10 protein-coding genes and 1 pseudogene are annotated in these 15,641 nt (G+C 33.4%); 6 read left to right on the plus strand and 5 right to left on the minus strand.

What is annotated here, in order from left to right; all coding sequences use genetic code 11:
* The 4 genes and pseudogenes from VGE71_RS08520 to VGE71_RS08535 form a co-directional block, all read left to right on the plus strand.
* A pseudogene (locus tag VGE71_RS08520) lies at positions 1-259 on the plus strand (glycoside hydrolase family 28 protein); the annotation flags it as partial.
* A gap of 138 nt (positions 260-397) precedes the next feature.
* Positions 398-2,377 (plus strand): alpha-L-arabinofuranosidase C-terminal domain-containing protein, encoded by a 1,980-nt coding sequence (locus VGE71_RS08525; protein WP_331137940.1) that lies wholly within the window; start codon positions 398-400, stop codon positions 2,375-2,377.
* Positions 2,378-2,419: 42 nt separating this feature from the next.
* Positions 2,420-4,888 (plus strand): glycoside hydrolase family 95 protein, encoded by a 2,469-nt coding sequence (locus tag VGE71_RS08530; protein WP_331137941.1) that lies wholly within the window; start codon positions 2,420-2,422, stop codon positions 4,886-4,888.
* Positions 4,889-5,248: 360 nt separating this feature from the next.
* Positions 5,249-5,851, plus strand: coding sequence for a murein L,D-transpeptidase catalytic domain-containing protein (locus VGE71_RS08535; protein WP_331137942.1), 603 nt, complete (start codon positions 5,249-5,251; stop codon positions 5,849-5,851).
* 77 nt (positions 5,852-5,928) lie between these two features.
* Here the strand turns inward: VGE71_RS08535 and VGE71_RS08540 are convergent, their stop codons facing one another.
* From VGE71_RS08540 to VGE71_RS08555, 4 genes are all read right to left on the minus strand, one after another.
* The gene (locus VGE71_RS08540; RefSeq protein WP_331137943.1) at positions 5,929-6,516 is read right to left on the minus strand and encodes a hypothetical protein; all 588 of its coding nucleotides are present in this window, start codon (positions 6,514-6,516) and stop codon (positions 5,929-5,931) included.
* A gap of 261 nt (positions 6,517-6,777) precedes the next feature.
* Positions 6,778-7,518 carry an alpha/beta hydrolase gene (locus VGE71_RS08545; protein ID WP_331137944.1) on the minus strand — a complete coding sequence of 247 codons (741 nt, stop codon included), beginning with the start codon at positions 7,516-7,518 and terminating at the stop codon, positions 6,778-6,780.
* Positions 7,515-8,405 (minus strand): 4,5-DOPA dioxygenase extradiol, encoded by an 891-nt coding sequence (ygiD, locus tag VGE71_RS08550; RefSeq protein WP_331137945.1) that lies wholly within the window; start codon positions 8,403-8,405, stop codon positions 7,515-7,517. The genes VGE71_RS08545 and ygiD overlap by 4 nt, the downstream gene beginning before the upstream one ends.
* 102 nt (positions 8,406-8,507) lie before the next feature.
* Positions 8,508-9,338 carry a helix-turn-helix transcriptional regulator gene (locus tag VGE71_RS08555; RefSeq protein ID WP_331137946.1) on the minus strand — a complete coding sequence of 277 codons (831 nt, stop codon included), beginning with the start codon at positions 9,336-9,338 and terminating at the stop codon, positions 8,508-8,510.
* Positions 9,339-9,706: 368 nt separating this feature from the next.
* Here VGE71_RS08555 and VGE71_RS08560 point away from each other — a divergent pair, with 368 nt between their 5' ends.
* Together VGE71_RS08560 and VGE71_RS08565 are read left to right on the plus strand one after the other, a co-directional pair.
* Positions 9,707-12,700, plus strand: coding sequence for a TonB-dependent receptor (locus VGE71_RS08560; RefSeq protein ID WP_331137947.1), 2,994 nt, complete (start codon positions 9,707-9,709; stop codon positions 12,698-12,700).
* Positions 12,701-12,711: 11 nt separating this feature from the next.
* Positions 12,712-14,316 carry a RagB/SusD family nutrient uptake outer membrane protein gene (locus VGE71_RS08565; RefSeq protein ID WP_331137948.1) on the plus strand — a complete coding sequence of 535 codons (1,605 nt, stop codon included), beginning with the start codon at positions 12,712-12,714 and terminating at the stop codon, positions 14,314-14,316.
* A gap of 422 nt (positions 14,317-14,738) precedes the next feature.
* Here VGE71_RS08565 and VGE71_RS08570 read toward each other — a convergent pair whose 3' ends face one another.
* Positions 14,739-15,581 carry an AraC family transcriptional regulator gene (locus tag VGE71_RS08570; protein ID WP_331137949.1) on the minus strand — a complete coding sequence of 281 codons (843 nt, stop codon included), beginning with the start codon at positions 15,579-15,581 and terminating at the stop codon, positions 14,739-14,741.
* Between the last annotated feature and the right edge of the window lie 60 nt (positions 15,582-15,641).

The following is a 15,641-nucleotide window of genomic DNA, read 5'->3' on the forward strand; positions in this document are numbered from 1 at the left end:
TAAAACTACTTCTTTTCCTGGCGGATTATACGACAGACGTCCTGCAAATGTCGAAGGTTTTGTAAAAGGAAGTACTTCAGGTTTTTATTTTGACACCGCAGAAAGTATCAAAGTTCAAAATTGTACCGTTCAATGGGGAAAAAACAAACCAGAATATTTTAAATATGCGGTAGAAAGTAAAAATGTTGATGTTTTAAAAGTAGTCAATTTAGATGGAGAAGCTGCTTTTCCAAACAAATATGAGGCCGTTAAAAAGTAATTTAAACACATAGAACATTTATATTTATAAAAGTCACGATAAACCTTTGGAGTGTGATACTTTTTCCAACTTTTAAGGTAGATTTTAAAAAGATAATTTGATATATTGCAAGTATATTCTCAATATAAAAACATTACCATGAAAAGAAATGTAATTTCAACACTATTTATAGGAGGGCTGTTATTCAGTAGTATTAATGCAAGTGCTCAAAAAGCGAATTTAGAAGTCGATGCTTCCAAAACGATAACTAAAATTCAGCCAACTATGTTCGGTTTGTTTTTTGAAGACATCAATTTTGCTGCAGATGGCGGACTTTATGCTGAAATGATTAAAAACAGATCTTTTGAATTTGAAAAACCTTTAATGGGATGGGAGCAGCCAAAATCGAGCAGGTCTTCTATGAACAAAGAATCAGGAATGGCATTGCCTGTAAACGTAGCGGCAAGCAATACTAATTTTTGCAGGGTAGAAATAAATAATGCCAAAGGTTATGCCTTGATAAATGAAGGATTTAGAGGAATGGGAGTGAAGAAAGATGCGAAATATAATTTTTCTTTAAAAGCGGCAAATCATGACGGAGCTATCAAAAAAATCATCATTCAATTAATTGATAAAGATCAAAAAGTAATTGGAGAAACGAGTATTGTTCCGAAATCAGATCAATGGACGAATTATACAGCTCAAATTGTAGGTACTCAGACAGAAAAGAAAGCAAAACTTAAATTGACTTTTGAAGGAAATGGAACAATAGATTTAGATATGATTTCGCTATTTCCTGAAGATACTTGGAAAGGAAGAAAAAACGGACTTAGAAAAGATCTTGTACAACTTTTATATGATGTAAAACCAGGTTTCTTGCGTTTTCCAGGAGGTTGTATTGTAGAAGGAAGAACACTTTCAGATCGTTATCAATGGAAAAAATCGGTTGGAAATGTTGAGGATAGAAAAACGATGATGAACCGTTGGAATGTTGAATTCAACCATAAATTAACACCAGATTATTTCCAAAGTTTTGGATTAGGATTTTACGAATATTTCCAGCTTTCAGAAGATATTGGGGCAGAACCGCTTCCAATTTTAAGCTGTGGAATGGCTTGTCAGTACAATACTGGAGAATTGGCTCCAATGAGCGAATTAGATCCTTATGTTCAGGATGCTTTGGATTTGATCGAATTTGCTAATGGTGCTGTTACGACAACTTGGGGAAAAATGCGTTCTGATATGGGGCATCCAAAACCATTTAATTTAAAATTTATCGGTGTTGGAAACGAGCAATGGGGAACAGATTATATTGAAAGATACAAAGTTTTCGAAAAAGCAATTAAAGCAAAATATCCAAACATCATTATCGTATCAGGAAGCGGACCTTCGCCAGACGGAGAGCATTTTGATTATGCTATGGCTGAACTTAAAAAACTGAATGCAGAACTGGTAGACGAACATTATTATAAGAGTCCGCAATGGTTTAGAGAAAATGCAGGTCGTTACGATAATTACGATAGAAAAGGTCCAAAAATATTTGCAGGTGAATATGCTGCGCAAAGTGTTTCTGGAGCGAATCCAAATAACAGAAACAATTGGGAATGTGCTTTTTCTGAAGCGGCTTTTATGACAGGTTTAGAAAGAAATGCAGAAGTTGTTCAATTAACTTCTTATGCGCCTTTAATGGCTCACGAAGATGCATGGCAATGGACACCAGATATGATTTGGTTTAATAACTTAGAATCTTACGGATCAGCGAATTATTATGTTCAGCAATTATTTTCAACTAATAAAGGAACAGATCTTTTAAGTATTACAAAAGATGGTAAAGCTTTAACGGGTCAGAATAATTTGTATGCATCGGCAGTAAAAGATGTAAACAGTAAAGAAATTATCGTAAAGCTGGTTAACACAGCTGCAGAAGCCCAAGAAGTTAATATTGATTTGAAAGGAGCAAAATTAGGCTCAAAAGGAACAATAATAAGATTAGCAAGTGCAAGTACACAAGACGAGAATACATTTGCAGATCCTAAAAAAATCACTCCAAAACAAAGTGAATATAAAGTTACAAAAGGAAAACAAGATTTAAATCTTCCTGCTTATTCAATAACGGTTTTAAAACTGAAAATGAACTAATTAATTGTGAATTATCAATTGTAAATTATTAATTAAAATATCATGCGTCATCATTTTTTTAAAGAGGTTTTTGTACTTGTTTCTATAATAACAGGGTTTTCGGGTTATGCACAAGATTTAAAACTGCAATACAATCAGCCTGCTGTTGAATGGACAGAAGCATTACCGATAGGAAATGGAACACTTGGCGCAATGGTTTTTGGAAGAGTAGATTCTGAATTAATTCAACTTAATGAAGCTACTTTATGGAGTGGTGGACCAGTACAGAAAAACGTAAATCCAGACGCATTTAAGAATCTCGCTTTGATTAGAGAAGCACTTACAAAAGAAGATTTCGAAAAAGCCTATGCTCTGACCAAAAATATGCAAGGACCTTACAGCGAAAGTTTTATGCCGTTGGGTGATCTTATTTTAAATCAGGATTTTGGCGGACAAAAAACAGATTCATATAATAGAAATCTGGATTTACAAACAGGATTAGCGGTAACCAATTTTAAAGTCGGAGGCGTAAATTATAAAAGGGAAATCTTCGCATCAGCGCCTGCACAATGTATTGTGATTAAACTTTCGGCAGATCAATTAAAAAAACTTTCTGTTACAATTGATGCAGCGAGTCTTTTAAAAAATCAGAAATCGATACAAAATCAATCATTGGTTTTGAATGGTAAAGCACCGTCTCATTCAGATCCAAGTTATATTAATTACAACCAGGAACCTGTTGTTTATGAAGATGCTTCAGGATGCAGAGGAATGCGTTTTGAATTGATTATTAAGCCAATTGTAAAAGATGGTGAAGTAACTGCTGACGGAAACAAATTAGTGATTAAAAATGCTTCTGAAATATTACTTTTTGTTTCAGCAGCAACAAGTTTTAACGGATTTGATAAATGTCCAGATAGTGAAGGAAAAGATGAACATAAATTTGCTGAAGCTCCGATTAAAAAAGTTGTTGCTAAGAAATACGATGCTTTATTAAAAGAACACATTACAGATTTTCAAAAGCTCTTCAATAGAGTTTCATTGCAATTAAATGCAAATGAAGCGAAGAAATCTAATCTTGCAACAGATATCAGACTGGAACAATATGCAAAAGGAGAAAAAGACGCTGGACTTGAAGCTTTGTTTTTTCAATTTGGACGTTATTTGTTGATTTCATGTTCACGTACACATAATGCTCCAGCCAATTTACAAGGAATCTGGAACCAGAAACTTCGTGCACCTTGGAGCAGTAACTATACCACAAATATTAATGTACAGATGAATTACTGGCCTGTAGAATCAGGAAATTTGTCTGAGTTGTTTTTTCCATTAGATGAATTCATCAAAAATGTTTCTGTAACAGGGGCCGAAACGGCCAAAAGTTATTATCACGCCAAAGGTTGGGTATTACATCATAATTCAGATATCTGGGCTATGACCAATCCTGTTGGCGATTTTGGAAAAGGAGATCCTATGTGGGCCAATTGGTATATGGGAGCCAACTGGTTAAGCAGACATTTATGGGAACATTACGAATATACTGGTGACAAAGAATATCTTAAAAAAGTATATCCAATTATAAAAGGAGCAGCTGAATTTAGTTTAGACTGGCTTCAAAAAGACAAAAATGGTTATCTGGTAACAATGCCTTCGACTTCGCCTGAGAATAAATATTATTACGATGGGAAAAAACAAGGAACAGTGACAACCGCTTCAACAATGGATATCGGAATCATAAAAGATCTATTTGAAAATACGGTTGCAGCTTCTAAAATTCTAAACATAGATGCTGATTTTAGACAGACTGTAAACAAAGCTGAACAAGAATTATTACCATTTCAAGTTGGAGACAAAGGACAATTGTTAGAATGGTATAAAGATTTTGAAGAAGAAGATCCACACCATAGACATACTTCTCATTTGTACGCTTTACATCCTGCCAATTTAATTTCACCACTTGAAACTCCGGAATTAGCTGCTGCTGCAAAGAAAACACTTGAACTTCGTGGCGATGACGGAACAGGCTGGAGTTTGGCTTGGAAAGTAAACATGTGGGCAAGACTTTTGGATGGAAACCATGCTTACAGATTATTCAAAAATCAATTAAGACTAACTAAAGAAAATAATACAGAATACAATAAACACGGAGGTTGTTATCCGAATCTTTTTGATGCACATCCGCCTTTTCAAATTGATGGAAATTTTGCAGGAACTGCTGGTGTAATCGAAATGTTAATGCAAAGCCAGAACAAAGAAATACATTTGCTTCCTGCGTTGCCAGACGCATGGTCAGATGGTGAAATTAAGGGAATTAATGCCAAAGGTAATTTTACTGTAGATATAAAATGGAGTGCTGGTAAAATGAGCCAGACTAAGATTGTATCAAATAATGGAGGAACTTGTACAGTAAGATCTGCAGCACCATTTGTGGTTGAAAAACTGAACATTCAAAGCAAAAAATCATCTATAGGTTACACAGCAGTATTTGAAAGTAAAAAAGGAACGGCTTATACAATTTCGCCTTCAAAATAGATTTTAGTGTGTTTTTTTTGGGTAAGTTGATAAGTTTTATCTTTTATTTTTATTGTAGAGGATATAAACTATAATTCTTAAAATTCTAATAATTCGTCATCGTTATACACGCTGACGGAAATTTTATTGCGGATTCTTTCATTTTTAAGCCTAAATAAAATTTTAAATCTGATTTTTTTAAAGAAAAAAAACGACCTAAACTTCATTAAATCAAATATTTATAATATATTTAACACACCAAACATGGGAATTGTGTAAAATTTGTGCATAATTTTGCAAGGTCAAAATGAAACACAAAGAATGAAGTAATTTTGACATAGCACCCAAATCTGTTTTTAACTTTTAATTTATAGCCTGCTTATGAGAATATTTTTTGTAGCACTGCTTTTTTCTTTAAGTTCGTTTACAACCTACAACATAACGAACAAAAAGGAAGTTTTAAATGAAATTGAATTTGCAAGACTTACAGAACATGTAAGCGAGATAAAATCTTATATCTCTACAAATCATGGTTATAGCAAAAAAATTGCTTTCCTTGTAGATATGAAGATTAAATCTGGAAAAAACCGTTTTTTTGTTTACGATCTTCAAAATGAAAAAATTATAGATCAAGGACTTGTAGCTCATGGTTCAGGTTCTGAAACGGGTATCAAAGGAGATATTTTACAATTCAGTAATGCTCCAAATTCAAATTGTACTGCACTAGGACGTTATGGTGTAGAGAAAGCTTACAAAGGAGTTTTCGGAAAAGCTTACCGATTAAGCGGTATGGACCAAACCAATAACAATGCGCTAAAAAGAGCTATCGTATTACATTGTTATAAAGAAGTTCCAGACGATGAAAAAGAATATTACATTATCAACAGTCACGGTTGTCCAATGGTAAGTGAAGCATTCTTTAAAAGACTTGACAAAATCATTGAAGGTTCTGATTCAAAAATAATGCTTTCTGTTTATTACTAACAGAAGAATAAAAATAAAAAGAGTTTTATCTCAAAAAAAACAAGGGTCTTTGGCTCTTGTTTTTTTTTTGACCTTATTTAAGATTGTATAGATTCTGTTGTTCTTGGTGTTTTAAATCTTCTGGTACGAAGTTTTATCTTTTTTATCTGAAGGAGGCATTCGTTAATCAGATTTTTTATTTCGTGGTAAGAAATATTATGTACAGAAGTAATAGTGTTTTTTACGCCTTCTACATAGTTTCCTGCTATTTTTAAATCGGTTTCGAGATTTTGTAAAATACGAGTTTCTATATTTTTGTTTTTCTTATAATAATAAATGCAATTATGAAGATCTTCAATTTGTCCGCTAAGATCAGCAATTGCATTTTTTGAGACGGCGCGACTATAATAATATGAAAACTCCAACGGATTATCTTCAATCACTTTATCGAAATCTTCAATAGCTTTGTAATGATAATTTAGTTTTTGAAAACATCTCGCCCTTAATTCATAAACAGTACTGTTAAATCCTGAATTTACGGCATTATCAAGATGATACAAAGCCTCATCAAATTTGCTTGACAGGAAAAGCTGTTTCCCTTTTTCGAGATCAGCGGTTTCCTGTTCGGGATTTTGCTCTGGAAACTTACTTTTAAATTGAATTCCTAAATTGACAAACCATTTCATAACATAAAAATTTAGATGGTCAGGTTGTTCAGATTTATTAATCTGAGTTTAGATGAGGGAGGTTTAAAGATAAATAAAATTTTGAAATACAGGTGTTTATAAAGTGTTTTGTTGAAAAAAATATGGTGTTAAGTTTGGTTATCCCCCGTTTTTCAGGGGTGTTTGATTAGAATAAACTATAAAAATGTTTAGCGAGAAAATAAAAAAAGAGATACATTATTATTTTAAGTATCTCTTTTCTATTTGTTATTATAAATTGTTTTATCTGTTGATATTGGTATTGAGCCAAAGATTTACATCATCGAACATTTGTTTGTTTACTGTATGTCCTTCATTGTACGAATGAAATTCAGGAGTCAGGTTTTTAGTTTTTAGAAATTCTAATGCATCTATGGCATATTGATGATTTAAGACTGCATCTTGTTTTCCGTGAGAAATAAAGATTTTCAGATTTTGAAGACGTTTTTCATCTGCCATTAATGGTTTTATTTCTGGCAATAATCTTCCGCTCATAACAGCGATTCCTTTTACTTTTTCTGGCGCTGTCAAAGCTACGCTATAGCTCATAATGCCACCTTGACTAAATCCCATTAAATAAACTTCATTAGAATCAAAGGCAATTTCTGTCTTCAAGTCATCAATAAATTCAATAAGCATTTTTCGAGCATTTTCGGCTTGTTGCTCATTAATTTGAGGTTTCCCTGTAGAAAAATCAACCTGAAACCAAGCAAAACTATTTGGACCAAAAGTGAGCGGGCCACGAGCTGAAACAACTACAAAGTGATCCGGCAAATCAGGAGCAAACGAAAAAAGATTTTGTTCGTTTCCGCCAACTCCGTGCAATAAAATAAGTAAGGGAGGATTTTCTGTTTTTATTTTTGGCTGTCTAATTAAATAGTGCAGTTTAGTATTTTTTATATCTGAATTCATAAAGTTGAAACTGAAAATTGAAATTAAAATAAGGACTCCACAAGAAATCCAAAGCGTTTTCTTTATACTCATGCTTTGTCTATTTTAACCGACATCATATTTAATGATCCTGCTACAATAGCATCATTAAAGATGGTTGCTTTCTCGTCTTTTTCTCTAAGAGATAAAGTGTATAAAAGAGGCATGTAATGTTCTGGAGTAGGCACAGCGAGCTGAAATTCTTTTCCTTGTTTGTCAAAATGGATTAAAGATTGATAATCGTCCTCCAAAATCATTTTTTTCATTTTTTCATTGGCTATATGAGCCCATTCGTAAGAATAAGAAGGAAGCATCATTTTATCCCAAGCAGCCAAACGTAAATTATGAACCGAGTTTCCACTGCCGACAATAAGAACACCTTTTCGTCTTAATGCTGCTAATTCTTTTCCTAATTCATAATGATAAGAAGCAGGCTTAGTATAATCGATACTCATTTGAATAATCGGAATATCTGCATTTGGATATAAAAATTTTATTACGGTCCAACATCCGTGATCCAGACCCCAATCATCACTTAATCCAACAGAAGTAGAGGTAATTAGTTTTTGTGTTTCTAATGCCAATTCTGGACTACCAGGTGCAGGATATTGAACGTCAAAAAGCGCCTGAGGAAAACCTCCAAAATCGTGAATCGTTTCTGGTTTTTCCATTGCAGTTACAAAAGTTCCCTTCGTTTCCCAGTGTGCAGAAATACAAAGAATAGCTTTTGGCTTCGGAAGTGTTTTTGCAATATTTTGAAAACCTTGTGTAAAATTATTATCAGCCAAAGCATTCATCGGATTTCCGTGTCCGAGAAACAGCACTGGCATTCTTTCGGTTGCGGCAAAAGAATCTGAAACAGTTTTAAGAGAGCTTAACTTCATAGCCGCAGCTCCAATAGGTAAAATTGCCATGGTTTTTAAAAAATCTTTTCTGTCCATTTTATATCGTATTTATTCTTTAAGAATGTCTTTTTTGTAGATACAAAGTTCAGACTAATTACAATAAAGGAGGTAACGATTTTCGGAAGAATGGTTGTGTTTTTAAGAAAGCAGTTTTTGCATTTCGTCTCTAAACTCAGTTGGAGTCATGCCTGCTTTACGTTTAAAGGCATGAGTAAAATACGTCTTTTCATTAAAACCAAGTTCGTAACCTATTTCGGCCACATTTTTATCAGTGGTCATTAAGAGGTTTTTGGCTTCAGTTAATTTTCTTGTTTCTATTATTTCAGAAACACTTTGCTGTAAAATACTTTGGCAGATATTGTTTAAGTTGCGAGACGTCATAAACAGTTTTTCGGCATAGAAATTTACGTCTTTAGATTCCTTATAATGTTCTTCTAATAATCGAAGAAAACTTTTGAAGGTAGAACTTTGAATTTTCTTAGATTCGTCATTATCCAAATTCATTTTACGACGTTCTGATTCTATAATGGTAAACAGGGCGCTCAACAATTGTCTAATTACGGCTAAATCGGGAGCATCTTGAATATATTCATCATAGATCATTTTACAAAGTATATCCAGTTTTTCAAAACACTGATTGCTTTGCATGTTAATATTGGCTTTATCATGAAAAGAGGCGTAAAGGCTAAAAGTAGTTTCGGCTATAAATTCGCTTTTAAAACGTAAAACCCACATGTCGCATTCACCGTCTTTGACAAGAGGTTTGGCACGATGAATTTTTCCCTGCGTTACAAAACTGATAAAAGGCGCATCGATTACTTTAGAATTAAAATCTATAAAATGTTCCAGTTGTCCTTTATTACCAATTATGAGTTCCTCAAAATTATGAGAATGCGGTTCATTTACAGACTGCATTATTTTTTCTGATTCTGATGCTGTGATTCGAAAAACTTTGAAAATTTCTGTCATGTGGTATTCTTTTTCGGGCGGGATATAAAGGTAATTATTTATGACAATTCCGTTATTTAGTTTAAAAGATATTTAGAATCGATTTGGTACTATTTTTTTACTAAATGCAATATTATCAGATGATTATTTTATAGTGATTGTATAAGGTTGTGTAAGTATATTTTTAGTGTATTGGGGTCTAAATTGTATATACTTGAATTTTAGTTATAATTTATTGGTAATTTATAGGTAATTACACAAATTAACCGTGATTTGTTTAAAAACAGGATAATATAGTATTAGCATGTGGTAATATAAGCAATTTTCTTAACTATTAATTAACATAATTTTACAAGTGTTGAAAATACACTAACCAATACTTTAAAATTATGAAACCAAACACTCAAGCTTTTAAAAGTACAGATGGATACTGTTGTAAAGAGAAAATATTCTTTACATTTTTATTTTTGTTTGTTGTTTTTAGTTCATTTTCTCAACAGAAAATCAGCGGTAAAATAACAGATTCAAATAATCTTCCTCTTCCCGGAGTATCCGTTTTAGAAAAAAACACATCCAATGCAGTTGCAAGTGATTTTGACGGAAATTTTGAAATCACGACGAAAGGGAATAATCCAATTTTAGTTTTTTCTTATATAGGTTTAAAGACCCAAGAAATAAAAACAGACGGTAAAAAGGTGCTCAAAGTCGTTCTGGATTCTGATGTAAATGAATTAACAGAAGTAGTTTTAATCGGATACGGTTCGCAAAAGAAAGGAGACGTTACTAGTGCGATTGCTTCTGTAAAATCGGAGGATTTTGTACAAGGAAACGTTCGCGACGCGGCTCAGTTAATTCAGGGTAAAGTGGCTGGACTTACGGTTACGGCGCCTTCTGGAGATCCAACTGCAGGTTCTCAAATTCAATTAAGGGGAATCTCAACTATTTCTGGTGGCAGTGGTCCTTTGATTTTAGTTGATGGTGTTCCAGGGAGTTTAACTACGGTTGCGCCTGAGGATATTGCTTCGATTGATGTTCTAAAAGACGGATCTGCAACGGCAATTTATGGAACACGTGGAACGAATGGAGTTGTTATTATTACAACAAAGAGCGGAAGTTCTAATACTAAGCCAACAATTGAATACAATGGTTATTCTACAGTTTCAACAATTAGCAGGAGAATGAACTTTCTGGATGCAGGTCAGTTAAGGCAAAAAATGGCAGAAGGATATAAATTTATTGGTGCCAACAGTCAGGATTTTGGAGGCGATACAGATTGGCTGGATGAAATTACACGATCTGCCATTACTCAGACTCATAATATCTTGTTTAGAGGTGGAAATGATGTTACTAACGCCAGTGCTTCTATTAACTACAAAGGTGGTGATGGTATTTTCTTAAAATCGGACAACACCAGAATGACAGGAAGAGCCGATATTAGTCATGCGATGTTTGATAAAAAATTAAAAACCAACATTGGTTTTATAACAAGCGAGCAGATTTATAATGCATTAGGAGACGGAGAAAGTTTTAATCCTTACATCTACAGACAAGCTTTAATACGTAACCCGACCGAACCAATTAAAGATCAAAATGGTAAATGGTACGAAAGAGATGTTTATTTCTACGATAACCCTGTTGGTTATATCGAAGAAACACAAGGAGAAAACAGATTTAGAAATACCCGTTTTGATTTTAGTATGAGTTATGATTTTACGGATCATCTTAGAGTAAAAGGGGTTTATACGAGAAAAGGAAATTCATTTATAAAAGGATTTTACCAGACTAAAAATCACGTTTCAACAGTAAAATATGCACAAGACGGATTTGCTTCAAGAAGTGCAGAAGATTACAGAGGAAATTATGGTGAGTTTACTGTAGATTATAAACAATCTTTCGGAAAACATAATGTGACAGGACTTGCAGGTTACAACTACGAAGACAATACAACCGAAGGTTTCTGGGCTACCAATAGACGTTTCCCAACAGATGCTTTTACGTACAATAATATTGGTTCTGGTCAAGGTTTACAGCTTGGAGAAGCAGGAATGGGAAGTTATAAAAATGCCAATACTTTAATTGCATTTTTTGCCCGAGTTACGTACAACTATGATAACAGATATTTATTAATGGCCAGTCTTAGACACGAAGGATCTTCGAGATTTGGAGAGGATAATAAATGGGGAAATTTCCCAGGAGTTTCGGTTGGATGGCGTATGAATAATGAAAATTTCTTAAAAGAAACAAAATGGCTTACCAATCTTAAATTAAGAGCAGGTTTTGGTATTACAGGAATTAATGCTGGTGAAAATTATCAGTCTTTAAGCGGTTTAACATACGGAAGTTATTTCCTAAATGATGGAAAATGGATTAGAGAATTGGTTCCGACAAGAAATGCAAACCCAGATTTAAGATGGGAGAAAAAAGAAGAGCTTAACTTTGGTTTAGATTTCGGATTTTTTGATGAGCGTATTAGCGGTGCTATTGATTATTATAGCAGAACAACCAAAGATGCACTTATGAATTACAGTGTGCCAACGCCTCCATATTTCTACGGTACAATTGCTGCTAATGCTGCCGAAATTAAAAACTCAGGTTTAGAAATCTTGTTGAATGTTACTCCTATAAAAACCAAAGATTTTTCATGGACTGCTAACTTTACTTATTCTACCAATACTAACAAAATGGTATCGTTATCAAATGATAAATTTCAGTTGACAAATAACTTTTTCGATGCAGGATATACAGGAGAACCAATTCAGATTTCAACACACCGTGTTCAGGAAGGACAACCAATTGGTAATTTTTACGGTCTAAAAAGTGTAGATATTACAGATGATGGTATCTGGATTATTGAGAAACCAGACGGAACAAGAATTCCAGCAACAGAAGCAACTACCGAAGACCGTCAAATATTAGGGAATGGTTTACCAAAATCATATTACGGTTTAAACAATACACTTCGCTACAAAAATTGGGATATGAATATGAATTTAAGAGGAGCGACAGGCTATCAGATTTTGAACTTCTCTAGAATGTTTTATGAAAATCCAACCGTGGCATACAACACTTTAGATTCTGCATACGACAAAGTATATGGTAAAGCGGTATTGAGCGATGTACAACGTTATGTGAGTTATTATGTTGAAGATGGGGATTTCTTAAAAATCGATAACGTTACAATCGGTTATACGCTTCCAAAATCGACTTTCAAATTTATTGAGACTTTAAGAATTTATTTTGCTGGAAATAATTTAGCGACTTTCACAGGTTATAAAGGAATTGACCCAGAGGTAAACAGAATCGGATTAGATCCGGGTAACGATGACAGAGATAAATACCCTTCAACAAGATCATTTTCATTAGGACTTAACATCACACTTTAAAAATAAGAGAAATGAAAAATTTAATCAATCAATTATCTTTCCTTAAAAAGAAGATTTTATATTTCGGCTTAATTATTACAGCAAGCGTTTCATTGTTTGGCTGTACAGACTTAGATGAGAAAGTATTTTCAGAAGTAACAGAATCCAATTTTGTGGCTTCAGAATCAGATATTGTGGCGATTATGGCTTCTGCTTACACGCCTATACGATATGTTATGGACTGGCAGGGTTTGTTCGATTTGCAGGAAGAACCAGGAGATGCCTTTGTAACGCCAACAAGACCAAACGGATGGGATGATGCAGGAACCTACAAAAGAATGCATTTTCATGAATGGACCAAAACAGACTGGCAACCAAGAAATACATGGATAACTTGTTTTAACGGAATTAACGCTGCAAACAGAGTTATGCTTCAAATGGAATCTGGAAAATTTCCAATTAGTGCAGAACAAAAAACAGCGATTCTGGCTGAAATGAGAGCTGTAAGAGCGCTTTATTACTCTATTTTGGTCGATACACACGGTAATGTCCCTATTATTCCTAATTATAGCGATAAACTGCCAGTACAAAATACAAGACTTGAAGTATATAATTTTATTGTAAGCGAATTAACAGAAGTTATTCCTGATTTATCTGCCAAAGTAGACAAAAGTACTTACGGACGTATGACACAATGGGCTGCATATCATGTTTTAGCTAGATTGTACTTAAATGCACAGGTTTACTCAGGTACTGCACAATGGCAAAAATGTATCGAAGCTTGTAATAAAATCATAGATAGTGGTTTGTTTAAAAAATCAGATTCATACAAAGCCATTTTTAGTGCAACAAACGAAAGCAATCCAGAAATGGTTTTCGCAATTCCTTACGATCAAATTTATGCTGGCGGATTTAGTGCTCATATGAAAATGTTATTGCCAAGCCACAGAAGAGTATTCGGAATGGAAGCACAGCCTTGGGGAGGATCAAGCTGTAATCCACAGTTTATTGATACTTACAATGCCAAAGACAATCGTTTAAAAGATACTTGGTTAATGGGCAACCAATATAATATTGACGATGGCAGTATTGTGTATGTGCTGACTAAAGCGATGCCAAGTATTTATTTCTGTGAAGAAACAGAAGGTTTTAGATGCGGAAAATATCAAATAGAGCGTGGTGCAAGAGGAAGCCTTAATAACGATTTACCTTTCTTAAGATATACAGATGTTTTGATGATGAAAGCTGAATGTTTATTAAGAACAGGACAAAGCAACGAAGCAGCGCAAATCGTTACAGAAGTAAGAACCAGATCTTTTGATAATCCAGCTGATGCAGTTGTAACAGGAACACAACTTCTGGAAAACTCTGTATTTAAATATGGAACTTTAGCTAAAAACGGAACTATCGATCAACTTGGAGATCAATCTGTAGTGCAATATGGTAGATTCTTAGACGAGTTAGGATGGGAGTTTGCAGCAGAAGCAAGAAGAAGAACAGATTTAATTCGTTTTGGAGTTTATCAAAAGAAAAACTGGTACAATCACGTTCCAAAAGGAGATTATACAATGCTTTTCCCAATTGGTTTAGAAGAATTAAATACAAATAGTAACTTAAAGCAAAATCCAGGATATTAAAAATAGTTAGTAGTTGAAGTAAGTTTTTACAAGTTTTGGTTAGCTTGTAATTGTAAGTTGAGTGAAAAGCTGTTCTTTTAAAGAATGGCTTTTCATTTTTTAAGTTATTTTCACGCAGATTAAATAGATTTAAGTTGATTTGAAAAGATTTTTTAATCTCGCAAAGACGCAAAATCGCAAAGTTTTTTATTGCATTGCCTTCAGCTTTAGCTTGAGGGAAGATGAAGTCAACTTTAAGGGCTTTAGCCAAAATTTAAATTCGGCTAAAGCCCTATTTTTTTGAGTAATTTATTCCTCCAGCTAAACCTGAAGGCAATTCATAACTTGTAATTTTTATCTTTTAGAAATTAAAAAATCTTTTAAAATCTGCAAAATCTGCGTGAAATAAAAATCTTCTGTATGAAGAAAAAAAAAGCAATAAATTAAAACTGTGCACGATAATGTGATGGAGAAATTCCTTTCAACTCCTTAAACTTCCTGTTGAAATTAGCAATATCCTGAAATCCGCAAAGTTCAGAAATAGAGGCAATCGAAAGATCTTTTTTATGATGTAGTAATTTACAAGCATTTTCAATTCTGATTTCAATCAAAAACTGAAAAAAAGTTTTGTTGGTACGTTTTTTAAAATAGCGGCAAAATGCATTTTTACTCATATTTGCTTTTTCTGCCACTTCTTCCAGAGTAATATTTTGATGGTAAAATTCAATTGCATATTCAAAAACGGCACTCATTCTTCGACCTTCATCATCGGTATATTTCTTTTTATAAACGAAGGAAGAAAGAGGAGTTTTTTCAGAAGAAATAATAATATTTATAATTTTTAAGAAAGAAGCAATTCGCTGTATTCTGTTTTGTTTTTTGAGTTTGATAAAATGGTGAATAATCTTTTTTTGGTTCGATAAGATTTTCATTCCATATTCAGAATCCTTAAAAAAATCTTCGACGCTACTCATGTCATTAAGGCTGAAAAAATCTTGTCCAAAAGACGTTTTAGTAAAAAACAAAGTCAGCATAACAGATTCTGGACTAGCTTCGACATTGCTTCTAAAAACATGAGGCACATTTTCACCAATTACTAAGATATCACCTTCTTTATAATCGTTTATTGAATCTCCAACAAGCAGAGATCCAGCACCTTTTAGAATATAACTAATCTGAATTTCTTCATGCTGATGTAATTGATCATAGAAAATCTGCTCAATATCTTCTTGATAAATCAAAGCTTCGCGCTCTGTTTTCGGTATTTTAAATGGTAAGATTTTCACCTTCTTGTTTTTTGTTTTTGTAAATATTATCAAAAAAAAGAAATTACACAATAGATGTGG

The sequence above is a fragment of the Flavobacterium sp. genome, assembly GCF_036405015.1.
Taxonomy (GTDB): Bacteria; Bacteroidota; Bacteroidia; order Flavobacteriales; family Flavobacteriaceae; genus Flavobacterium.